Source organism: Flagellimonas algarum, from assembly GCF_040513375.1.
Taxonomy (GTDB): domain Bacteria; phylum Bacteroidota; class Bacteroidia; order Flavobacteriales; family Flavobacteriaceae; genus Flagellimonas_B; species Flagellimonas_B algarum.
Genome location: NZ_JBEVTG010000002.1, coordinates 581,785 through 605,612 on the forward strand (window position 1 = coordinate 581,785; position 23,828 = coordinate 605,612).

The 23,828-nt window shown below is 47.7% G+C and carries 22 protein-coding genes; 13 read left to right on the plus strand and 9 right to left on the minus strand.

Going from position 1 to position 23,828, the window contains the following annotated elements:
• Window positions 1-29: 29 nt before the first annotated feature.
• Window positions 30-422 carry a bacillithiol system redox-active protein YtxJ gene (ytxJ, locus tag ABV409_RS09880; RefSeq protein ID WP_353877421.1) on the minus strand — a complete coding sequence of 131 codons (393 nt, stop codon included), beginning with the start codon at window positions 420-422 and terminating at the stop codon, window positions 30-32.
• Between the two features lie 144 nt (window positions 423-566).
• Here ytxJ and clpB point away from each other — a divergent pair, with 144 nt between their 5' ends.
• Window positions 567-3,152 carry an ATP-dependent chaperone ClpB gene (gene clpB, locus ABV409_RS09885; protein ID WP_353877422.1) on the plus strand — a complete coding sequence of 862 codons (2,586 nt, stop codon included), beginning with the start codon at window positions 567-569 and terminating at the stop codon, window positions 3,150-3,152.
• A gap of 85 nt (window positions 3,153-3,237) precedes the next feature.
• The gene (locus ABV409_RS09890) at window positions 3,238-3,834 is read left to right on the plus strand and encodes a TetR/AcrR family transcriptional regulator (protein WP_353877423.1); all 597 of its coding nucleotides are present in this window, start codon (window positions 3,238-3,240) and stop codon (window positions 3,832-3,834) included.
• Between the two features lie 2 nt (window positions 3,835-3,836).
• On the opposite strand, the gene ABV409_RS09895 is transcribed toward ABV409_RS09890, so the two are convergent.
• Window positions 3,837-5,258 (minus strand): PorP/SprF family type IX secretion system membrane protein, encoded by a 1,422-nt coding sequence (locus tag ABV409_RS09895; RefSeq protein WP_353877424.1) that lies wholly within the window; start codon window positions 5,256-5,258, stop codon window positions 3,837-3,839.
• A gap of 88 nt (window positions 5,259-5,346) precedes the next feature.
• Between ABV409_RS09895 and ABV409_RS09900 the strand changes: the two genes are divergently transcribed.
• The gene (locus ABV409_RS09900; protein ID WP_353877425.1) at window positions 5,347-5,859 is read left to right on the plus strand and encodes a SixA phosphatase family protein; all 513 of its coding nucleotides are present in this window, start codon (window positions 5,347-5,349) and stop codon (window positions 5,857-5,859) included.
• Here the strand turns inward: ABV409_RS09900 and ABV409_RS09905 are convergent.
• Window positions 5,856-6,608 carry a DUF6503 family protein gene (locus ABV409_RS09905; RefSeq protein ID WP_353877426.1) on the minus strand — a complete coding sequence of 251 codons (753 nt, stop codon included), beginning with the start codon at window positions 6,606-6,608 and terminating at the stop codon, window positions 5,856-5,858. The two genes, ABV409_RS09900 and ABV409_RS09905, sit on opposite strands and share 4 nt — an antisense overlap.
• A 71-nt stretch (window positions 6,609-6,679) precedes the next feature.
• Between ABV409_RS09905 and smpB the strand changes: the two genes are divergently transcribed.
• Window positions 6,680-7,141: an SsrA-binding protein SmpB gene (gene smpB, locus ABV409_RS09910; RefSeq protein ID WP_353877427.1), complete on the plus strand. Its 462-nt coding sequence runs from the start codon at window positions 6,680-6,682 to the stop codon at window positions 7,139-7,141.
• Here smpB and ABV409_RS09915 read toward each other — a convergent pair whose 3' ends face one another.
• Entirely contained in the window at window positions 7,142-7,783 is a 642-nt protein-coding gene (locus ABV409_RS09915) for a protein-L-isoaspartate(D-aspartate) O-methyltransferase (protein ID WP_353877428.1), read from the minus strand.
• A gap of 99 nt (window positions 7,784-7,882) precedes the next feature.
• On the opposite strand from ABV409_RS09915, the gene ABV409_RS09920 reads away from it, so the two are divergent.
• From ABV409_RS09920 to ABV409_RS09960, 9 genes are all read left to right on the plus strand, one after another.
• The gene (locus ABV409_RS09920; RefSeq protein ID WP_353877429.1) at window positions 7,883-8,848 is read left to right on the plus strand and encodes a Gfo/Idh/MocA family protein; all 966 of its coding nucleotides are present in this window, start codon (window positions 7,883-7,885) and stop codon (window positions 8,846-8,848) included.
• A 2-nt stretch (window positions 8,849-8,850) separates the two neighbouring features.
• Window positions 8,851-9,738 (plus strand): 3-hydroxyacyl-CoA dehydrogenase family protein, encoded by an 888-nt coding sequence (locus ABV409_RS09925; protein WP_353877430.1) that lies wholly within the window; start codon window positions 8,851-8,853, stop codon window positions 9,736-9,738.
• Between the two features lies 1 nt (window position 9,739).
• Window positions 9,740-10,975, plus strand: coding sequence for a DUF1015 domain-containing protein (locus ABV409_RS09930; protein ID WP_353877431.1), 1,236 nt, complete (start codon window positions 9,740-9,742; stop codon window positions 10,973-10,975).
• 19 nt (window positions 10,976-10,994) lie between these two features.
• Window positions 10,995-11,663, plus strand: a complete 669-nt coding sequence (locus tag ABV409_RS09935) for a YggS family pyridoxal phosphate-dependent enzyme (RefSeq protein WP_353877432.1) — start codon at window positions 10,995-10,997, stop codon at window positions 11,661-11,663.
• A gap of 9 nt (window positions 11,664-11,672) precedes the next feature.
• Window positions 11,673-12,962, plus strand: coding sequence for an exonuclease domain-containing protein (locus tag ABV409_RS09940; RefSeq protein WP_353877433.1), 1,290 nt, complete (start codon window positions 11,673-11,675; stop codon window positions 12,960-12,962).
• 1 nt (window position 12,963) lies between these two features.
• A complete protein-coding gene (locus ABV409_RS09945; protein ID WP_353877434.1) occupies window positions 12,964-13,812 on the plus strand; it encodes an ion transporter in 849 nt (282 codons plus the stop codon).
• Window positions 13,809-15,200 (plus strand): tRNA (adenosine(37)-N6)-dimethylallyltransferase MiaA, encoded by a 1,392-nt coding sequence (gene miaA / locus ABV409_RS09950; RefSeq protein ID WP_353877435.1) that lies wholly within the window; start codon window positions 13,809-13,811, stop codon window positions 15,198-15,200. Before ABV409_RS09945 ends, miaA begins: the two co-directional genes overlap by 4 nt.
• 120 nt (window positions 15,201-15,320) lie before the next feature.
• Window positions 15,321-17,369, plus strand: coding sequence for a M13 family metallopeptidase (locus tag ABV409_RS09955; RefSeq protein ID WP_353877436.1), 2,049 nt, complete (start codon window positions 15,321-15,323; stop codon window positions 17,367-17,369).
• 92 nt (window positions 17,370-17,461) lie between these two features.
• Window positions 17,462-18,793 carry a GntP family permease gene (locus tag ABV409_RS09960; protein ID WP_353877437.1) on the plus strand — a complete coding sequence of 444 codons (1,332 nt, stop codon included), beginning with the start codon at window positions 17,462-17,464 and terminating at the stop codon, window positions 18,791-18,793.
• Between the two features lie 53 nt (window positions 18,794-18,846).
• Here ABV409_RS09960 and ABV409_RS09965 read toward each other — a convergent pair whose 3' ends face one another.
• From ABV409_RS09965 to ABV409_RS09985, 5 genes are all read right to left on the minus strand, one after another.
• Entirely contained in the window at window positions 18,847-19,569 is a 723-nt protein-coding gene (locus tag ABV409_RS09965; RefSeq protein ID WP_353877438.1) for a response regulator transcription factor, read from the minus strand.
• A 5-nt stretch (window positions 19,570-19,574) separates the two neighbouring features.
• The gene (locus tag ABV409_RS09970) at window positions 19,575-21,155 is read right to left on the minus strand and encodes a sensor histidine kinase (protein ID WP_353877439.1); all 1,581 of its coding nucleotides are present in this window, start codon (window positions 21,153-21,155) and stop codon (window positions 19,575-19,577) included.
• 72 nt (window positions 21,156-21,227) lie between these two features.
• Window positions 21,228-21,818, minus strand: a complete 591-nt coding sequence (gene coaE / locus ABV409_RS09975) for a dephospho-CoA kinase (RefSeq protein WP_353877440.1) — start codon at window positions 21,816-21,818, stop codon at window positions 21,228-21,230.
• Entirely contained in the window at window positions 21,815-22,771 is a 957-nt protein-coding gene (locus ABV409_RS09980) for a CdaR family protein (protein WP_353877441.1), read from the minus strand. The genes coaE and ABV409_RS09980 overlap by 4 nt, the downstream gene beginning before the upstream one ends.
• Window positions 22,768-23,784 (minus strand): glycosyltransferase family 2 protein, encoded by a 1,017-nt coding sequence (locus ABV409_RS09985; RefSeq protein WP_353877442.1) that lies wholly within the window; start codon window positions 23,782-23,784, stop codon window positions 22,768-22,770. Before ABV409_RS09985 ends, ABV409_RS09980 begins: the two co-directional genes overlap by 4 nt.
• Window positions 23,785-23,828: the final 44 nt, after the last annotated feature.

Consider the following 23,828-nt stretch of genomic DNA (forward strand, 5'->3'; position numbering starts at 1 on the left):
AATGACCCTGCAGCAATGCAGGGTTTTTTTTATACCAAGCTTTTAAGATCCACCTCGGTAATCGCCCCATGTGAGGTATGGAAAGTGACCACACCATTCTTGATCACCAACAATTGCGGGGATTGGTGCATGACCTGGAAGGTTGCGGCTACTTCATTGGAAACATCGCGATGGGCATGAAGGTCAAGGTAATATAAATCGGCATCGGAAGCCTCGAGGCCATAAGTATCCCTGAACATATTCAATACCATTCTACTGATGCCACAAGTGGTCGAGTGTTTGAAAATCACTTGCGGAAGTCCATGCGATTTTGTAATGATATTCGCCAGCTGATCTATATGATCCAAAGGCACCCAAGGGAGTGCGCTTTTCGTCTTTTCGCTTTCGTTACCCCCACCGAACAAACTTCCAAATAAACCCATATCACAAATTTAAGGGTTCTGTCGCTTTAATTCCAAAGCCTTACAGGACTGCCGAAATGTCCTTAATTTTCAGCAACTTAGAGACATTTTGACAGCAGGTGGTGATTGGTAAGGTTGTTGACGGATGAATGGAAAAGACTGAAAATGAACACGAACAATCTCACTATAAAATCACAGGAAGCCCTTCAACAAGCCCAGCAGATCGCTATGGGCCTTGGTCACCAACAGGTCGAAATCGAACATGTGGTCAAGGGTATCTCACAGGTCGATGAAAGCGTTTTGCCCTTTCTTCTAAAGAAGCTCGGGGTTCAAACCGAATTGCTCTTGCAAGTGGTCGATGCCGAACTGCAACGCAAACCGAAGGTGAGCGGGGCTGACATCCTATTATCACAAGAAGGGGCCAAAACCCTGAATGAGGCCATGTTACAGGCTAAAAAGATGCAAGACGAATACGTTTCGATCGAACACCTGATATTGGCCGTTTTTAAATCCAAAAACCCCATCGCACGTTTTTTAAAAGACCATGGCGTCACTGAAAAATCGTTGTTGGCTGCCATCAAGGAACTGCGCAAAGGGGGGCAAGTAACCTCGCAGACTGCCGAAGACACCTACAATTCGCTCGAAAAGTACGCGAAGAACCTCAATAACCTCGCTGATTCGGGCAGATTGGACCCGGTCATAGGTAGGGATGAGGAGATCCGACGCATTTTGCAAATCCTTTCACGGCGCACCAAGAACAACCCTATGTTGGTTGGGGAACCCGGCGTGGGTAAAACGGCCATTGCCGAAGGCTTGGCCCATCGTATCGTTCAAGGCGACGTGCCTGAAAACTTAAAGGAGAAAACCATATTCTCCCTCGACATGGGTGCCCTTATCGCCGGAGCGAAGTACAAGGGCGAATTCGAAGAACGCCTAAAATCGGTTATCAAGGAAGTCACCGGTTCTGACGGTGATATCGTATTGTTCATTGATGAGATCCATACCTTGGTCGGTGCCGGAGGTGGGCAAGGTGCCATGGATGCGGCGAACATCCTCAAACCCGCCTTGGCCCGTGGTGAACTCCGTGCCATTGGTGCCACTACCTTGGATGAGTACCAGAAATACTTCGAAAAGGACAAGGCCTTGGAGCGTCGTTTCCAAAAAGTAGTGGTCAATGAACCCGATACGGAAAGTGCCGTCTCCATCTTACGTGGCATCAAAGACAAATATGAAGCCCATCACAAGGTACGCATCAAAGATGAGGCGGTGATCGCGGCCGTTGAGCTATCACAACGCTATATCACCGATCGCTTTTTACCGGACAAGGCCATTGACCTGATCGACGAGGCCGCTTCGAAGTTGCGCATGGAAATCAATTCAAAACCGGAAGAACTTGACGTATTGGATCGCAGGATCATGCAACTCGAGATCGAAATCGAAGCGATCAAGCGTGAAAACGATAGCGAAAAGCTCAAGGTCTTGAATCTGGAATTGGCCAATATCAAAGAGGAGCGAAACGAACTGTTCGCCAAATGGGAGCAAGAAAAGGCAGTGGTCGACACGATTCAGAAAACGAAACAGGACATCGAGAACTTCAAGATCGAGGCCGAACGTGCCGAACGCAATGGCGATTACGGAAAAGTAGCCGAACTGCGTTATGGTAAGATCAAAGAAGCCCAGGAGCAACTCGATAAAATGAACATCGAATTGCAGCACCAACAAACCGAGGAAACCTTGATCAAGGAAGAAGTGACCAATGAGGACATCGCCGAGGTGGTCGCTAAATGGACCGGGATCCCAGTGACGAAAATGTTGCAAAGCGAACGGGTTAAGCTGTTGCAGCTTGAAGCCGAGTTACATCGACGGGTGGTCGGGCAAGACGAGGCCATAGAAGCGGTTTCAGATGCGATACGCCGAAGCCGAACCGGTCTGCAAGATGCGAATCGACCCATCGGTTCCTTCCTGTTTCTCGGAACGACCGGTGTCGGAAAAACCGAATTGGCCAAGGCCTTGGCCGCTTACCTATTCGATGACGAACAAGCCATGACCCGTATCGACATGAGTGAATATCAAGAACGACATGCGGTAAGCAGATTGGTCGGAGCACCTCCTGGTTATGTCGGATACGATGAAGGCGGACAATTGACCGAAGCGGTACGACGTCGCCCCTATTCCGTGGTCTTGTTGGATGAGATCGAGAAGGCGCATCCTGACACCTTCAATGTACTATTGCAGGTTCTGGACGAAGGGCGATTGACCGACAACAAAGGTCGGGTGGCCGATTTCAAGAATGCGATCATCATCATGACCAGTAATTTGGGGAGTTCGTTGATCCAAGAAAAATTCGAATCGGGTGATTCGGTCGAAGCGGCCAAAATCGAAGTACTCGGATTGCTTCGAAAAACAATCCGACCCGAATTCCTGAACCGCATTGACGATATCACCATGTTCACCCCCTTGGGTAGGGAGCATATCAAAGAAATCGTGTCGCTGCAACTGGATCATTTGAAGAAAATCTTGATCAAACAGCAGATAACCCTCGATGCCACGCAAGAAGCCATCGCATATCTCGCGCACAAAGGGTACGACCCCCAATACGGTGCGCGTCCGATAAAACGACTGTTGCAAAAAGAAGTGTTGAATCAACTATCGAAGGCCTTGCTCAAAGGGGACATCAAAACCGAAAGCATCATCTTGCTGGACTCATTCGACGACGAACTGGTGTTTCGAAACCAGCACGAATTGGCATAAGAATGGATCAAAGCCCTCCATAGCGAGGGCTTTTATATACCAGCCAGTATATATTTTTCTATCTTAGCGGAAATCATTCCGCCCAATGTCCTCAAAAGCCGAACGAACGACCAAGTACATCATCGAGACCGTTGCCCCGATTTTCAACAAATACGGCTACGTAGGAACCAGCATGAGCCATTTGACCGAAGCCACCGGGCTGACCAAGGGGGCGATTTATGGCAATTTCGAAAACAAGGAAGCATTGGCCCTTTCGGCCTTTGAATACAATCGCAACCAATTATTGGCCAAAATCGACGACCTGCTCGGGGTCGATGGCGATGCCATGACCAAGTTACGCTCGCTCATCCACTTTTACCGGCAATACGATGTATACACCATGCCCATGGGGGGCTGTCCGATTTTGAATATCGGTGTCGATGCCCAGAACAACAATCCGCTCTTGGCGGCTGCCGTTAAGGAAACCGTTAAGGAAATTGAAGGCAAAATCGCTTTGGTGCTGGAGAATGGGGTCAATAATGGTGAAATGAAAATACCGGTACCCCCACTCCAATTTGCCAAACAACTCTATACTATTTTACAAGGGGCCGTTGCTATGGGCACCATGACGCGAGACCGCAAATACCTGATGAATACGATTACCTACCTGGAGCATTTGGTCAGTCAGGAAATCGGGCATTGAACTTACTGACCCCTCACCCTGAATATCCACATACTACCGTCATAACTGCCATTGAACCCACTATCACGGGCCTGACGCGCCGCATCAATGGAATCATAGCGTTCTAGATAAACATAATTGTATTTGTTGACGCTTCGGTAAAACGATTTGGGTTCCAGGCCTTGTTTCCTCAAGGTCTCCATAAAGTTTTCAAAATACCGTTTGGTGCCAAAGACATTGGCGATCAGATAAAAACCGGGTGCCACGCCATCGGCGGTTACCACCTCTTCATATCGCTCGTTGGGTAAAACCTCCACTTCACGTTCGCGCTCGACCCTGGCGATGCTATCAAGGCGTGCTTGTTCCCGTTCAGCCTGCAATTGCAGTGCCCTGGCCTGTTCGATGGAATCCTTTCTTGCCTGGGCCAGTCGGGCGGCTTCTTCCAAACGCAAGCGCTCCCGTTCCTCTTCGGCCAACCTTCGACGTTCGGCGATCTCCTCCATGCGCTCTTCCGCTGTTTTTTTCTCTTTCTTCTCTTTGGGTTCGAAGTTTTGCTTCCCAAAAAAGTAAGAGGCCACCACTTCGAAGGTAGGATCTTCATCGGCCACCATATCGTCGATTCCGAATTCCACCAACGCTCCCAAGGAGAATTTCCCTTTCAAGGTCACCCCTGCCCCTCCTGATACGCCATAAAAGCTGTTATAGCCGCCTTGCACCCAGAATTTAGGGTTGGTGAATAGGGCGGTCAAGCCATATTGGGTATCGGAATTCGGAATGGCCCTGACATAGGCCATAGGCCTTACATAACTTACCTCATCCAACAAAAACACCGGAAAGGCATTGCTGATGGAAGCGGAGAATATCCGTTCTACAGCTTCCCGCTCATTATCGGTGAAGTTATAATCCAATGCATTTTCTATGGTCATGGCCATATTGAAATCGTTCACATTGATCCGTAAGCCAGGAGCGAACTGGGCGATAAAGCTGTTCTCATCAGACAGCTCGATCAAGTCGATCTGATCATCTGGTGTAAAGCGGTCATCGGCCAACTCTTGCTGGAAAACAAAAACATTGGCCCCAAAGATGAGCCCAGCGTTTTCACCCAAAGGTATCCTGTGGGCATAGTTCAAAACCGCTCCGGTATTCAAGAAGACCCCGGTATTGTTCTGATAAAAGCCAAGACCCCCTGAGGATTCGGCGGTGAACATTTGCGAATAATTCAAAAAGATGCTGGTTGGGTCCGTATCGATGGTCTGCCATTGCCAACGTGACCATAAAGAAAGTGAACGTGGCATGTTGCGATCCAAGGAAAAAGAAGGGTTGAAGAGACTTGAATTGAATTGCGTCAGATTATGCTGTCTAATGTCATTGGGCAAAGCTGCATCCTGTGCGCAGATCGGCAGCAGTCCTATGAACAGCAATACGGTGGCATAAATCCGTTGCATCCGGTCGTTTCAATTTTTAATACTAATTTTAACCTAACTCAATGTAGATATTATTATGGGGCTTTCAAAAAAAAGGAATGGTTATTTTTTGCCGATAGGACTGTGGCTCGTCATCCTGTTCAATATAGGGTCATGCCAAGATGAGGTGGTTGAACCCAAAGACCCGGTAGTATCGACTTTTTATTTGATACGCCATGCGGAAAAGGACCGTTCGAATCCTGAGAACAGGGATCCTGAACTGAACCAGGAAGGCTTGGGCCGTGCGTTGAAATGGGGCGAGGTTTTCGAACCGGTCGCGCTTGACGCCATTTATTCGACCAACTATGAACGCACGACAATGACCGCCGCCCCGGTTTCGGTCAAAAAAGATATTGATGTGAAATTCTACGACCCGAATACGCTGAATATCGAAGAATTTCTCCAAACCAATGCCGGAAAGAACGTGTTGATCGTCGGTCATAGCAATACCACGCCTGAAATGACCAATAGGTTACTGGGCACCCAAGAATACACCGATATGGACGACAGTGACAACAGCAGTCTGTTCATCGTTCGCGTCATCGATGGTAAGGCGACCGCCATGCGGATCAACGTACACTAATTACTGCGGTCGACCTGTATGGAATCCAGCTCGATTTTGGATAGCAGTTCCAGTTGACCGGTCTCAAAAAGTCGGTCGATGGAGTCCAACACAATACCCTTGGTTTTCGGTTTTAGGTTGTTGTAATCCACGAAACGGATCCCTTCGAAATAACGCTCGTTGAACGCCTCTCGAAAACGGATGCCCCCGCCATCGACGTGGAACTCGTAAGCAAGATAGTCAGGCTTGAACGTCTCTTGATCAAACCAATAAATGTAGGTGTCGTCAAAGTCTTTGCCCCCATCTTCCTGTGCGAAGGTCACTTTGATTTTATAATAGGACTTTCCCTTGACCAACACATCGGCCATTCGTTCTTTTTTAACGGCAGGGTCGTTCAACCCAAACGGCAAACGGGCAAAATAATGCACCGAGTTGACCGAATTGGCATAGCGTTCGGCCACTGAATCGGCCAAGCTGATCAAACTGTCGTTGAAATAGCGCTTCAACCCTTGGTGGGTCCTGACGTCTTTGATATTCATGCTGTCGGTAAAGGTGATCCGTTGCAAAACCTTCTTGCCATTCTTATTCATCGAACGGTATTCGCGATTGCGGAAATAAAAGGTAGTATTGTGATCTCGATACCGTTCTCCCCCACTAACCGTAATGGCCTCGTCAACGATTTGCTGGGCATCCATGCCTTTGGTCTGGGCCTTTTCGACGCAAGAGACCATCAACAAGGTTAGCAATGGCAATAGCATGTTTTTCTTCATAGTATCTGTTTTGGCTTCCGCAACCATAGTGCGGACTAAAAATTCTACTTTAAATCCTATTTTTGCACCCGATGCAAAAGGAAATCAACATAAAAAACAAACGGGCCAGGTTCGATTACGAGCTCTTGGACAAATTTATGGCCGGTATCGTACTTGGCGGCACCGAAATTAAGTCTTTACGTTTGGGTAAGGCGTCGATTTCACAAAGTTTTTGCGAATTCAATGATGCCGGGGAGTTGTTCGTGGTCAATATGCAGATCGATGAATACAGCCACGGTGGGCACTACAACCACAAACCCAAGGCCATACGGAAATTGCTACTCAACAAGCGGGAATTGAAAAAACTGCAAAAAGAAGTGACCACGAGTGGCCTTACCATCGTGCCCTTGAACGTATTCATCAACGCCAAAGGCTTGGCCAAAATGAACATTGCCCTTGCTCGGGGTAAAAAACAATACGATAAAAGGGAGACGATAAAAGACCGCGACAATAAAAGGGACTTGTCACGGATCAAAAAAGAATTCAATCGCTGATCAATTCTTGTTTTCCAACAACGGAACGAATTTAAAACTGCCTAATTCCTGTTTTTCGAAGGCTTTGTCCGATTTGCGTACATAGCAGGTCATCACTTGTTCTTCGATCCCGACCGGAATGACCAAACGCCCACCTACTTTCAATTGCGACAGCAAGGCCTTGGGGGTTTCGGGAGCTCCCGCTGTTACGATGATCCCATCGAAGGGGGCATGTTCCGGCAGTCCGCGATACCCATCCCCAAACACCAATTGTTTCGGTCTGTAGTTCATTTTCTTAAAAAAGTGCCGTGCCTTTTTGAACAATTCTTGCTGGCGTTCAATGGTGTATACCTTGGCACCCATTCGCAAAAGTACAGCGGTCTGATAGCCACTTCCTGTACCGATTTCGAGTACTTTGCTTTGGGGGCCTAATTGGAGCAGCTGGGTTTGGAAGGCTACGGTATACGGTTGCGAGATCGTCTGGTCGGCACCGATGGGAAAAGCCTTGTCTTGATAGGCATGGGCCTCGAAACCACTATCCAAGAACAGATGTCGTGGTATCTCCCGGATGGCATCCAAAACCTTGGGGTCCGTGATTCCTTTGGCCGCGATGGTCGCCGCCAGCTTGTTCCGCATCCCCTGATGTTTCAGTGTATCCCGCATAGTCGTTTGCGTAGCGAAATTAAAAAGTTAAATCTGAACTTTGACAACTATTTGGGGCAAATTCTGGCTATATCCGTATTTTTGGAAAAAATCCTTTTTATGTTAAAAGCAGGTGTCCTTGGAGCCGGACATTTAGGTAAAATCCACCTTCGTCTTCTGCAGCAATCCGAACACTACGAGCTGGTCGGTTTCCATGATCCCGATGAAATCCACGCCAAGAACGTGAGCGAGGAATTCGGCTATCGCAATTTTCAAAACATCAATGAGTTGATCGATGCCGTAGACGTCGTTGACATCGTCACCCCTACCCTTTCCCATTTCGATTGTGCCAAAAAAGCGATGCAATCCGGAAAGCACGTCTTTATCGAAAAACCGATCACCAATACCCTGCAAGAGGCCGAGACCTTATTGGCAATGCAGGAAGAATTCGGTGTCAAAGGACAGGTCGGTCATGTCGAACGGTTCAATCCGGCTTTTCTGGCCGTGAAGGATGCGATCGCCAACCCCATGTTCATCGAGACCCACAGATTGGCGGAATTCAACCCCCGAGGAACGGATGTGCCAGTGGTCTTGGATTTGATGATCCATGACATCGATGCCATTTTGAGTGTGGTTCCATCAAAGGTCGCGCATATCAATGCCAGTGGGGTATCGGTCATCAGCCAGTCACCCGATATCGCCAACGCCAGGATCGAATTCGAAAATGGATGTGTGGCCAATCTCACCGCAAGTAGGATTTCCTTGAAGAATATGCGCAAATCAAGGTTCTTTCAAAAGGACGCGTATATCGCAGTTGATTTTCTGGAGAAGAACGTCGAAGTGGTCAAAATGAAAGATGCCCCCGACCAACAGGGTGATTTCGATATGGTATTGCAGAACGCCGAAGGGATCAAAAAACAGATTTATTTCGAAAACCCTAAAGTGCACCAAAACAACGCGATCCTTGATGAATTGGAAACCTTCGCCCAAGCCATCACTAACGATACAGCGCCGGTAGTAACGCTTGAACACGGAACACAGGCATTACGCGTGGCCTTACAGGTCATTGAATCATTTAAAAATTAACTATGCAGCACATTGCCGTAATCGGTGCGGGGACCATGGGTAACGGTATCGCCCATGTCTTTGCCCAAAATGGATTTCAAGTCAATCTTATCGACGTCTCTTCCAGCTCGCTGGATCGAGGGGTCGCCACCATTGGTAAAAACTTGGATCGCATGGTCGCAAAGGGCCATATCGATGCTGAAAAGAAGGCGGATACCCTAGCGAATATCAAAACCTTCACCGCGATTTCGGAAGGTGCCAAAACCGTTGATCTCGTGGTCGAGGCCGCCACTGAAAACATCGATCTTAAACTTTCGATATTCAAGGAATTGGATGCGCTTTGCGATGAAGGCACCATTTTGGCCACCAATACTTCCTCGATTTCGATTACCCAAATCGCCGCAGCTACATCACGCCCCGAAAAGGTAATCGGAATGCACTTTATGAATCCGGTTCCCATTATGAAGTTGGTCGAGATCATCAGGGGATACTCTACCTCCGATGCCACTACCGAAACCATCATGGAACTTTCAAAGCAATTGGGAAAAACCCCGACCGAAGTCAACGACTACCCAGGTTTCGTTGCCAATCGCATCTTGATGCCCATGATCAACGAAGCTATTGAAACCTTGTACAACGGCGTGGCAGGGGTCGCCGAAATCGACACGGTGATGAAGTTGGGGATGGCGCACCCAATGGGGCCTTTGCAATTAGCCGATTTCATCGGTTTGGATGTTTGTCTTTCGATCTTGAACGTCATGTATGACGGTTTCAAAAATCCGAAATATGCCCCATGCCCGCTTTTGGTCAATATGGTCATGGCCGGAAAACTCGGGGTCAAATCAGGAGAAGGATTCTACGACTACAGCGAAAGTCGTAAAGCTGAAAAAGTAGCTTCGCAATTCGTTTGAGATGGCGGTCATCAAACCCTATAAGGCGATTCGACCGGCAGCCGACAAGGTTGCTTTCGTAGCTTCGAGGTCGTATGAAGAATATGCCAAAGAAGAGTTGAAGGCTATTTTGAAATACAATCCATTCTCCTTTTTGCACATCATCAATCCCGGTTTCAAATTCCACAAAACGATTTCGGGAAAGGATCGATTTAAATTGGTCAAAAACCGCTATTTGGAGTTTTTGGAAGAAGGGGTGCTTATTCAAGATGACAGTCCGTGCTTCTATCTCTATGACATTGAAAAGGGAAGCCTTCGCAGTCAGGGGATCTTCGCTGCGGCCAGTATCGCTGATTACCGCGATGACACCATCAAGAAGCACGAAAGTACGTTGCTGAAACGCGAACGCCTGTTCGCGGAATATCTGAACGTCGTCGGATTCAATGCGGAGCCTGTTTTGATGACCTATCCTGATAATGACACCATTGCCACCATTATTAAGCAAGAAGCCCAAAAACCGGCATGCTATGACTTCACTACTTTGGATAAGGTACGCCATCGCATGTGGCGGATTTCGGAGCCGGATACCATCAATCGACTACAGCAGGCCTTTTCGACCATTGACAGCCTATATATCGCCGACGGCCACCACCGTAGTGCTTCATCAAATCGCCTTGCGGAGGCGCTTGACCCACCAGGTCAAGCCATTGACGGGACCCAAAAGCACCATTACTTTATGGGGTACCTCATCCCGGAATCCGAGATAAAAATCTACGAATTCAACAGAATGGTCAAAGACCTCAACGGCTTGGACAAGGAAGAATTCCTGATCCAACTCGATGAGTACTTCCGTATCGAGAAAAAAAGTGATGGCATATACAAACCCTCAAAAAAACATCATTTCAGCATGTATCTCGATGGGGAATTCTATTCGCTGTACTTGCGAAAAAAAGTCTATCGATTTACCGATGCCCTGAGCAAATTGGACACCCATATCCTCTACGAAACGATCTTGGGGCCGATTTTAGGTATCAAAAACCTGCGCAATGACAAACGCATTTCGTATGGGTATGGCAAATACAACGTCATGCACATGAAAGACACCATAGACAAGGGTCATTTTGCCGTTGGGTTCAGTTTGGTTCCGATCACCATAGATGAGATCAAAGCCATTGCCGATGCCGGTTTGGTGATGCCGCCCAAAAGCACTTTTATCGAACCCAAACTGCGTAGTGGACTCACCATCTACGAATTGTAAGCCAAACAAAAAGAGACGTATGGATATCGCATCCGCAATAGAACGACTGAATTCCGAACTTGGGCAAGGGGTCACCCTGGTCGCGGTCTCCAAGACCAAACCGGTAGCCGACATCATGGAAGCCTATGAGGCAGGACAGCGCATTTTCGGGGAGAACAAAATCCAGGAAATGACCGCAAAATGGGAGCAAATGCCCAAGGATATCGTTTGGCATATGATCGGTCATGTGCAACGCAACAAGGTCAAATACATGGCCCCATTCGTTGCCCTGATCCATGGTGTGGACAGCCTTAGACTCTTGCAAGAGATTGATAAACAAGCCAAAAAGCACGATCGTACCATCGATTGCCTGCTGCAATTGCATATTGCCGAAGAAAGCTCGAAGTTCGGTTTCAATGAAGCGGAACTTTCTGAAATGATCGCATCCGATACCTTTAAGACCCTGGATCACGTAAGCATCAAAGGGGTTATGGGTATGGCGACCTTTACCGACGACCAAGAGCAGGTCAGAAGGGAATTCCGACACCTCAAACAGGTTTTCGACAATTTGAAAACGAAACTTCCCGGGATCGGTATCCTTTCCATGGGTATGAGTGGTGATTACACTCTGGCCATTGCCGAAGGAAGCAATATGGTACGCATCGGAAGTAGTATCTTTGGCGCAAGACAGTACCCTCAGCCCGATTAAAATAGAGCAATGTACGCGATACTAGACATTGAAAGCACTGGTGGCAAATACAATGAAGAAGGCATAACCGAAATCGCCATCCATCGTTTTGATGGGCACGAGGTAACGGATGTGTTCAGTAGCTTGGTCAACCCGGAACGGGAAATCCAACCCTTTGTCGTAAAGTTGACCGGCATCAACAATGCGATGCTTCGTACGGCTCCCAAATTCCATGAAGTAGCCAAACGGATCATCGAAATTACCGAAAACGCGGTTCTAGTAGCCCATAACGCCCAATTCGATTACCGCATCCTACGCACCGAATTCCGAAGATTGGGGTATGACTTTCAACGAAAGACACTGTGTACGGTCGATCTATCGAAAAAAATGATTCCCGATGCCGAATCGCACAGCCTGGGGAAACTGGTACGTTCTTTAGGCATACCGGTCAGTGACCGACATCGCGCCAATGGGGATGCGATCGCCACACTTGAGCTTTTCCGCCTTTTATTGGCCAAAGACACCGATAAAGCGATCATCGCTACCGTAGTGCGCGATGAGACCCTAGGTGAACTATCACAGCGCCAACTTGACATCGTCTCAAGTCTTCCTACCGAAACAGGCGTGTATTACATGCATAACAAAGACGGGGAGGTCATTTTCATCGGTAAGACCAAGAACATCAAAAAGAGGGTCAATCAACACTTCACCAATGTCGGTAAATTGGCCCGTAACCTTCAAAAGGAGACCAAGAAGGTAAGTTTCGAGAAAACGGGTAGCGAATTGGTGGCCTTGATCAAAGAAGCCCTTGAGATCGAAAAGAACAGCCCGCAATACAATGGGAACCACCACCACCGACAGAAACATCATGCCATCTACAAAAGAACGGATGATCAGGGGAGATTTTATCTTTCCGTGGACAAACTCAACGGTACAAACGGTCGTCTGGGAAGTTTTGAAGATCTGGCCCAATCAAAAAAATTCTTGGAACGGCTGACCGAAAATTTGGACATCGACCCCTCTGAAGCGGTCAAGGAGCACAATCTTAAAATAGAAAAAGCCTTCGCACAATTTAGTTTGACCGACCGCAATATCTTGCTTTTAGACAAAGGCCGTGATGTCGGGGAACAAAGTGTTTTCTTGGTCGAAAACGGTCGTTTGAGCGGTTGGGGATACACTGAATTGAACCACCAAATGAATAATATCCCTATATTGAAAAAACGAATTACCTTGTTCGATGGCAGTTTCGATGCCAATCCGATCATCGAAGCCTACCTAAGAAATGAAACAGGGATTCGGATCGTTGAATTAAATCCGTAAGGTGAAAAGAAAGGAAGTGCACTCGGGTTGGAGACACCGGCTCCATGAAATCATTTATGAGGCTGACACCCCCGCCGGCAAGTATTTTGATATCGCATTGTTCGTTTTGATCATCATCAGTGTGATCTTGGTCATGCTCGAGAGCGTAAAGACCATCGACCAAAACTACCACAGCACCTTACTTACCCTAGAATGGATCGTCACCGTGTTTTTCACCTTGGAGTATATCGGAAGGATCATCAGTGTCAAAAAACCCTTTAAATACATTTTCAGTTTTTATGGCATAATCGATTTCATTTCGACCGTTCCTTTATATATCTCCTATTTGGTAGCTGGTTCGCAAGTCCTTTTGGCCGTAAGGGCCCTTCGTTTACTTCGGATATTTAGGATTTTGAAATTGGTGAAATTCATCGGGGAAGCCTCCCAACTGAAAGAGGCGCTCAAGGCCAGTCGGGCCAAAATCGCGGTTTTCATCTATGTCGTCATGATCTTATCGGTAATAATGGGGACTTTGATGTACCTGATCGAGGATGATACGGCCGGGTTCACTAGCATACCCCGTAGTATCTATTGGACCATCGTCACCTTGACCACGGTGGGCTATGGTGATATCGCCCCGCAGACCAATCTGGGGCAGTTTTTGGCAACCATCATCATGGTGCTCGGTTATGGGATTATCGCCGTACCGACGGGTATTGTTACCGTTGAGTTTTCAAAACACGGGCGTGGCAAGAAGGGTAAAAAAGTGACCAATTTGGTACATACCAACACCCAAGCCTGTCCGAGCTGTTCGGCCGAAGGCCATCGTGACGATGCCAAAAACTGCTATAACTGCGGCGCACTCTTATGAACCGAAAAACCTTGATCGCGGTCATTGGGCCCACGGCCATCGGAAAAACCAAATGGGCGATCGCCTTGGCACGACATTTCAAGACCGACATCCTGTCGGCCGATTCCAGACAGTTTTACAAGGAAATGACCATTGGGACGGCGGTACCAAAAGCTGAGGAACTACAGGCAGCACCACATCATTTCATCCAACACAAAAGCATTTTCGACAGGTATTCGGTGGGGGATTTCGAATCGGATGCACTTCAGCTTCTCGAAAAACTCTTCATACAACGGGATGTGGTCATTCTGGTAGGTGGTAGTGGACTGTATATCGATGCCGTGACCAAAGGATTGGACCGATTTCCTGAAGTACCTGAACACCTTCGGCAAGCTTTGAACCTTGATTATGAAACCAAAGGGCTGGCCTATCTACAACAACAATTGAAAGCCCTTGACCCACAATATGCCGAAACGGTCGATATGAACAACCCCCATCGTTTGATCCGGGCACTTGAAGTCTGCATGGCATCGGGCAGGCCCTACTCCTCCTTTTTGACCGATGATAAGCCACAACGATCGTTCCGCACGCTGTTTGTCGGCATCGACGCCCCGAGACCATTGCTTTACGAACGCATCGACCAGCGCGTGCTGCACATGGTGGGTGATGGGCTATTGGAAGAGGCCCGTGGCCTGCATCAATACAAAGAAAAGAACGCCCTTCAAACAGTCGGATACAAAGAACTTTTCCGTCATTTCGAAGGTGAGGTCGATCGCGACACCGCAGTGGCCGAAATCCAAAAAAACAGCCGCCGCTATGCCAAAAGGCAGCTGACATGGAACCGTAAAAACCAGCAGGTCCTTTGGATCGATCATGACCAGGTCCAAGAACCCGTTATCCGGATGATCGACAAGGCCATGGCGACCGACAAAGGTATTTTTTACGTTATGGGGGTTTCCGGAACCGGTAAATCGACTATTGGAAAACTGCTTGGACAAGTACTGGACCTGCCTTATTTCGATGGTGATGATTACCACCCCCAAGCGAACATCGATAAAATGGCGTCGGGGATAGCGCTTGAAGACGCCGATAGGCAAGGTTGGTTGGAACGTTTGAACGCCCTTGCCCTCGAACATCATGGCCGTGGGGCGATCATCGCATGTTCGGCCTTGAAGCAAAAGTACCGCGATATCTTAACTGAAGGATTACCAAAATCATGCTTTATCCATTTAACCGGGTCTTTTGAAACCATACGAAAGCGGATGGCTGCCCGACTAGGTCATTTTATGCCGGCTTCTTTGTTACAATCCCAATTCGACACTCTTGAACCCCCTGAAAATGCCATTGAAGTGGCTATTTTGGATAGTCCGAACCAAATCGTCAATGCGATTTTGAAGGGGGATTCTTAACCTATTTTAACAGCTATTAACGGTCGATACGACTCTTATCCTGTATCTTGTCGGATGAAATTGTAACAATTTCCAAGGTTAGGGGTCTAACCTTTGTACTAATTAAAATTCTACCTAGAAATGAGAAAAGGCTATTATTTGGTAGTTGCCTTGATTGCTGTTGCTGCATGCAAACAGGAATCCAAGGAAACCGCCGAAGTAGAGAAAATTCCTGGTATCGTGCTTCAAAACATGGATACCACCGTAAGTCCGAAAGACGACTTTTACAATTACGTGAACGGTAATTGGATGAAAACCACCGAAATCCCAGAGGATCGAACGCGATGGGGCGGATTTTCGGTATTGCGCAAATCGACGGATGCCGACGTATTGCAGATCATCGCGGATGCAAAGGACAACAGCGCCTATACCGCTGAGACCGATCAAGCCAAAGCTTTGGCCATCTTCGACACCAAAATGGACACCACCTCGCGAAACGAAATCGGTATGGCACCGATCCAACCCGCTATGGAAGCCATTGCCGGTATCGAAAACCTGAACGACCTCCAAACCGTATTGGCCACGAATCCTTCCGTATCCTCCCCTTTCATCGGGGTATCGGTATTTGGGGATTTGAACAACAGTGCCATGAACGCCGTTTATCTTGGTGCGAATGGACTGGGTCTTCCAGACCGTGACTATTACTTGGATGAAGACGAGAAATCCGTGGAAATCAGGGAAGAATACAAAAAACACATCGTTCGGATGCTGGCCTTTTTAGGGGATGCCGAAGCCGATGCGACTGCAGCGGCGGAAAAAATCCTAGCTATGGAAACCCAATTGGCAGCACCCCGTTTGGACAAAGTCCAACGAAGGGATGTCAGAAACCTGAACAATCCCATGAGCATCGATGAAGCCGATGCGATGCTTAGCAGCGTGGATCTTCGAAAAATGTTGAAGGATATCGGGGCTACCAAAGCCTTCGATACGATCTTGGTTACCCAAATCGCATATACCAAGGCTTTGGACGACTTTTTAAAGACCACCCCGATCCAAGACCTTAAGACCTTGGTACGTTGGGATACCTTCAACAGTGCGGCAGGCCGATTGAGTACGGATATCGAGACCGCGAATTGGGAATTTTATAGCAAGTACCTCCGTGGTGCCGAAAAGCAGCGACCCGCCGATGAACGTGCCCTATCGACCGTCAACAACACCGTTGGTGAAGCTTTGGGTCAATTGTATGTCGACGCAAAGTTTCCGCCGGAAGCGAAAGCCAAGGCCGAAAAAATGATCGCCAATGTCATCGATGCCTTTAAAGACCGTATCCGCAGCCTGGATTGGATGGGTGATACCACCAAATTAAAGGCTATAGAGAAATTGGACAAGTTCACTGTAAAGATCGCCTATCCTGACGAGTGGGAAGACTATTCAGCCATGGCCGTTGCCGCGGATAAATCCTATTTTGATAATATGGCCGCCGTTGACAAATGGCTTCAAGATGATAATCTATCCCAAATCGGTGAACCGGTCGATAAGTCGGAATGGGGCATGTCTCCACAGACCGTTAACGCCTATTTCAACCCGTTGAACAATGAAATCGTTTTCCCGGCTGCCATTCTTCAACCTCCGTTCTACAATTACACGGCGGACGATGCCGTGAATTATGGTGGCATCGGGGCGGTAATCGGGCATGAGATCTCGCATGCCTTTGATGATAGCGGGGCCCGATTCGACTCCGATGGTAACGTGAACAATTGGTGGACGGCCGAAGATCTGGAAGCCTTCACCGAAAGGGGCAATGCCCTGGCAGCGCAGTACGACAAGCTGGAAGTGCTGCCCGAAGTGTTCGTGAACGGAAAATTCACCCTTGGCGAAAACATTGGTGATCTTGGTGGCGTTTTGGGGGCCTTTGACGGTTTGCAAAAACACTTTGCTGAAAACGGAAGACCGGAGAACATCGACGGATTCACCCCTGAACAACGTTTCTTCATGTCTTGGGCCACCGTATGGCGTACGAAAATCCGTGACGAAGCCTTACGTACGCAAGTGAAGACCGATCCACACTCACCTGGCGAAATCCGGGCGATCCAACCTTTATTGAATGTTCAGGCGTTTTATGATGCCTTTGACATTCAAGAAGGTGATGCCATGTATTTGCCACCTGAAGAACGGGTATACATTTGGTAAGCGCGAATCATAATAATTTACAAGGCCGGTTTTACCGGCCTTTTTTTATGCAAATTCCAGTTATATTTGAAAGATAACAAGCAATCCAACCGATGACCTCTACCCTACTCTTGGCCGTTTTAGCCGGAATCGCCGTACTACTGTTCCTCATCCTTCGACTCAAAGTACATGCCTTCATCGCCTTGTTGTTGGGCAGCATCACCGTGGGCTTGATTGCCGGTCTCGATGCGAAGACGATCATCACTACGATGCAGCAGGGTATGGCAAGTACCCTTGGTTTCGTTGCGACCGTAGTGGGTCTTGGGGCCATGTTCGGCGCTATTCTGGAAGCCTCAGGAGGCGCGAAGACCATCGCCAACTTTATGATCGGTAAATTCGGACTGAAAAAGGCCCCGACCGCAATGGTCATTTCGGGTTTCTTGATCGCAATACCGGTTTTTTTCGATGTAGCCTTTATCATTCTGGTGCCCATGGTCTACGCCTTGCAGCGTAAGACCAAGAAATCCTTACTACTCTATGCGATCCCTTTATTGGCGGGTCTGGCGATCACCCATGCCTTTATACCCCCAACACCCGGACCTATAGCCGTTGCCGACATCATCGGTGCGGAACTGGGTTGGGTGATTTTGGTCGGTTTCTTAGTGGGCATTCCGACAGCTTTGGTAAGTGGACTGTTTTTCGGAAAATTCATTGCCAATAAAATCCAAGTTTCGGCCCCTGAATTGTTGGAAGAAGAACGGGAAGGAAGCATTCCGCCCATAGGTCCGACCCTTACCATCATTGCCGTGCCCATTTTGTTGATCTTATTGAATACGGTATTGTCAAGTGGGGCATTCGAAGTCGGAAAAGGCTTACTCAATGCCATTGCCTTGGTCGGCCATCCATTTTCGGCCCTCATCATTGCCAATATGCTGGCTTGGTATTTCTTCGGACTCCGCCGCGGATTCAGCAAAGAACAGTTGTTCCAAATCACCGGTAAGAGCTTGGCACCGGCCGGTACCATCATTTTGTTGACAGGTGCCGGTGGTGTATTCAAACAGATGTTGACCGATACAGGAGCCGGAGCCTTACTGGCCACCTCGCTCAGCGAGGTCGGCTTCCCTATTCTGGCCTTCGCCTTTATCAGCGCAGCCATCGTGCGAATCGTTCAAGGTTCGTCGACCGTGGCCATGATTACCGCCGCAGGCTTGGTCTCGCCCTTACTCGTTGCCGCTGAATGGAGTGCTGTCGAGCTGGCCTGTTTGGTCATCGCCATCGCGTCGGGAGCCAGTATTTTTTCACACGTCAACGATAGCGGATTTTGGCTGGTCAGCCAATATTTGGGCATTACGGAGAAACAAACGTTCAAATCGTGGACCGTCATGACCACCCTTTTGGCGCTGACGGGTATCATCAGCGTTTCGATCATTTTCATATTGGTATAAAAAAACCGCTTCGAATCGAAGCGGTCTTTCATAATGTTATACGTGTATTGTGCTTAGGCTGAAGTTTCCCCTTCGGTCTTGACAACCAATCGGAACCCCTCGCCATGGATATTCAATATTTCGACTACATCATCGCGTTTGAGGTATTTACGCAACTTGGCGATGTAAACGTCCATACTCCTTGAAGTAAAGTAATTATCGTCCCTCCAGATTTTAGTCAAAGCCAATTCCCTCGGCATCAAATCGTTTTCGTGAAGGGCCAAAAGTCGCAACAATTCGTTCTCTTTTGGTGAGAGCTTGGTGGGCTCTTCTTCTTTGTACTTCAGAAATCGCAGTTTGGAATTCAAATGGAAATTTCCGATCACGAATTCGAATTGCTTGCTATCGGCCAAGGTATTCGATGCTTTACGCTGCAAGATGGCCTTTAATTTCATCAGCAGCACCTCAGAATCGAAGGGTTTGTTCAGATAGTCATCGGCACCGGCCTTATAGCCTTTCAACACATCTTCCTTCATGGTTTTGGCCGTTAGGAAAATGATCGGTACGTTTTCGTTCTTTTCCCTGATTTCCTTGGCTAAAGTGAATCCATCCTTGTACGGCATCATGACATCTAGGATGCATACGTCATAGTTGTCCTTTTTGAACTTTTCGAAACCTTCCATCCCATTCTTTGCGAGAACCACGTCAAAGTCATTCATCTGCAAATAATCCTTCAGCACGATCCCGAAATTGGGATCATCTTCCACCAACAATATTTTCTTGTTCTCTGTTTCCATATCTTTTATATTAAAGGCAGTTTGATGTAGAAAGTACTTCCTTTCCCTTTTTCACTTTCTGCATAAACCTCGCCTTGATGATCATCTATAATTTTTTTCACATAGGCCAATCCCAATCCATGGCCTTTCACATTGTGTATGTTTCCGGTATGCTCCCGGTAGAACTTTTCAAAGACCTTTTTCAGTACCGCCTTGCTCATTCCGGCCCCTTGGTCTTGTATTTTTATAATAATATAATTCTTGGCAACCTCCGTAAAAACATCGATTTTAGGCGATTCGGGCGAGTACTTGACCGCATTGTCGAGCACATTGACTATGACATTGGTGAAATGCATGTCGTTCGCCAAAACCTCAGATCGTTCCGCATCGAGATGTGATTTGACATACCCTCCGCGATCCTGTACGATCAATTCAATATGGGTGATCGCATCCGTGATGATATCGTGGGCATCGACCCGATCTTTACTGATATCCAACTGGTTCTTCTCCAATTTGGAAATGCGCAGTACATTCTCGACCTGGGCATGCATCCGTTTGTTCTCGTCGCGGATCATCCCTAAATAGCGCAATACCTTTTCCTTATCTTCAATGGATTTCGGATTTCGGATGGCCTCGACCGCAAGATTGATGGTCGCGATGGGCGTCTTGAACTCATGGGTCATGTTATTGATGAAATCCGATTTGATCTCTGAGATCTGCTTTTGCTGGATCAACTGGTATATCGCGCTTGAATAGGCTACGACGATGACCAAGGTAAAGAGCAAAGAAAGGATCGCCATCGACATGATGCTGCTCAACAGGAATTTCTTTTTCTGTGGGAAGGACAACAACAACGAAAAGTTGGTGCGGCCCTCACTATCCCTGAAGATGGGTGTTTCGTATAAGGTAGCATGCGATAATTTGAATTTCTTCGATTTCACCTTGGTTGGAAACCCCCGACTGTAGACCCCGTATTCAAAATCGATATCAATACCACGGTTTTCAAGTTCACGACCCAAAAGCAGTTCGATTTCCTGTTTGGAAACCCGATCATGGATCGGTACGCTCTTGGCCATTTCACTGAAAAGATCATCGTACACGGCTTTGTCAACTTGTGACATTCCGCCGATTTTCTCGATTTTTTGCAGTGGGGTCAGGGCATACCTTCTACCGTCAAGCCCGTAGTCTTCTTTGAAGATCGTTGTGGTACGTTTGCTTGTGATGTTCGTTATGGCAGTGGTGTCATCACCACTTTGGTTGTCAAAGAACATGGATGAAATTCCGTAGTCCTCTTCAAGGATACCATGCTGGTAAAACTTAATCTCATCAGAATTCAAATCCCGGTCGACAACAAAAATGTTTCGTAGCTGTGCTGATTTCGGGGCTCCGACACTATCGACCAAAGCGGCCAATCGATCGGCATAATCTTTTCGCTCCCTACTTTCAATTCGGTCAGCTACCTTATCAAGAACGTCTTCAACCGCATTTGAAAATTGCTCTGTCTTATCTTCAACCGATTTCTGTATCCAATAGACCTGGACCGAAATAATCCCGATAAGCGAGAGACTCATTAAAATGACTAAAAGCACAAACCGCCTCTTGTTCATTTGGGTAAAATTAGAAATTTAACATTCAGGGACTTGACCGTTTAACCTAACCTTAACAAAAATGTTAAAATTTCAGGTTTTATGGGCTTTAGCAAGCAATTGGGTATGGATTTCACGTACCCGCTCACGGGTGGTTTCAAGGTCGATGTTTGCGATGCTGGATTGGGCTTCCTTTAGGGCTGCATCCACATCAATTTGATGGGCCATACGATCTTTGACCCCTTGTGCATCGACCCCATCACGGGCCACCACCCTATTGATCCTTTCTTCGGATGGGGCATGCACTACGATGACATGATCGTACGCTTCTTGCATATCGTGTTCAAAGATCAAAGCCGATTCTTGGATCACGTACGGGGCTTGCTGTCGGTCTGTCCATTTCTTAAAGTCCTCGCGAACCGCCGGATGTACCAAACCATTTAATTGCTGCAAAAGTGAGGTGTCGTTGAATACCAAATTCGCGATAAACCGCGTGTTCAATCCATCCGTATCATACGCCTTATCCCCGAACAGACCGATGATGGCCTGGCGGAGCGACTCCGATTCCACCATCAAGCGCTTTCCCTCCTTATCGGAATAATACACGGGCACCCCATGGGCCTCGAACATGCGGGCCACGGTACTTTTACCACTTCCTATTCCTCCTGTAAGTCCGACGATCATAATTTTTCAAGCACGAATTCAACCTCATCTTCCAACAACCGTACCGTATACACGCCATCAGGAAAGGCGCCGAGTTCCAGATCAATGGTTTCCGAATCGGTATCCTTGACCACCGCATAATCGGCGAAAACTGTAAAATCAGCGGCCTGCAAAGTCTTTAGGTCATCCAAAGCAGCCTTACAGACCAATCGCACCTTTTTGGGGAAAGTCCGCATTTGGTAGCCCTCTGGAAGGTGTTTGGGCGTAATCGAAATTTCGAATTCACGTTCTGAAAAACGCACTACGGTTCCGGAAACCTTGACGAACTTGGGTTGGATGATGGTATTGGCCAAGGAATCGGGTCGCAATACGGACAACGTCTTCGAAAAACCCTCGGTGAGTTCCTCGAAAACGAAGGTCTCGGTTTTCAACTTTTTAATCATCCGTACTTCCGAAGCGGGTCCTTTGACCGTTACCGTTTCAGGAGTCAAACGCAGAGACCCTTCCAAAATATGGTTGGGTGCGAGATTCAAGGTCAATTGCGGCTCGATTTCGATCTGTTCACTGATGACCTGGTAAAGATCCACGTACAATCGCTGTCGATCGAGCTCTAAAAGGGTGATGGTGTTGGCCAGCTGTTGATCCAATTGCGCTTTGACCTCTTCGGCTCCTAAAAAATAACGCCCCCCATCCAAAGCCACCCCATCAACTTCCAGGGCAATCGTCTTTTGATTCAAACCGAGCGCCAAAAACCGGAAGCCACTGGTGCGCACTTTCGCGGTGAGGTAGAGGTCGGCATTCGATTTCAACAGTAAGGTATCCGGATAATTCGTGTAATCGATCCGAAAAGTGGCGCGCGACTCATAGGTCTCCGACAGTTTACTGATCGTCCAGGCGAAAAAGGAACACAACAAGAACAATGAAAACACTTTCACCTTGCGCTTGTTCAGTCCGATCAATAACTTCCGAATCACGATTTCCGTTTTTTAAAGAACAGATGGGGCAACAACTCCTCTGCGGGCCTTTTGCTAAAATTAACCAAGATCGTCGACTTTAGAAAGCCCAGGCCGTATCCGAAGAATTGAATGGGTACCGCAAGCAAGACCAGACCGGCCGTCAATAGGCTTTGGGTCCGTAGTAAGGCGTCTATGAGAAGCAGCAGCCCATACAGGGCATAGCCCCAACAAAGCCACCAGAAACCGAACCACCCGAGAACCAACGCCAAGGCGAGACCGAAAACGAAAACAGTAGGAAACCAATAAGTCGGTTTGGCTGTATGTGGATGCCATTGGTTCAAGATCGGACGTACCGACCCGAAACGATATACTTGCCGGTAAAAACGACGAAAATCAATGCGCCGTTTGTGATACACGTAGGCCTCCGGCACCAAGCTTGTCTGAAATCCTTTTTGCCAAAGGCGAAAAACCAGATCGGGATCTTCGCCGGGATGGATATTACCAAACCCTCCGGTCGCTTCAAAAGCCTCTTTTGACAAACCCATATTGAAACTACGGGGTTGAAATCGGTCCACTGCTTTTTTGCCTCCGCGGATACCCCCTGTAGTCAACCAAGAGGTCATGCTGTAATCGATCGCTTTTTGAAGCGTACTAAAGGAGGGGTGGGCACGATCCGGACCACCGAAACAAGCAACGAACCTATCGGACAACGCCCGATCAACAGTCTCCAGGTATTGCGATGGGATGATACAATCGGAATCGAATATGATAAAATAGTTTCCTTTGGCGCGTTCCATACCGTAATTTCTGGAATCGCCTGGACCTGTATTGGGTTTCCGAAGGTAGGTGATATCGAGACGTTCGGCATATTGTTCGACAATGTGATCCGAAGTTTGGTTCGATCCGTCTTCGATCAGGACGACCTCGAAGGACTGCTTGTACGACTGTTGGCTTAGGCTTTCAAACAATTCGGCGACCTCTTTGGGTCGATTGTAAACGGGTACGATTATGGAAAATTGGACCGTTGCCATTAGGAATGAAAAAGCCACCCAAAGTTTGGATGGCTTATGCTGTT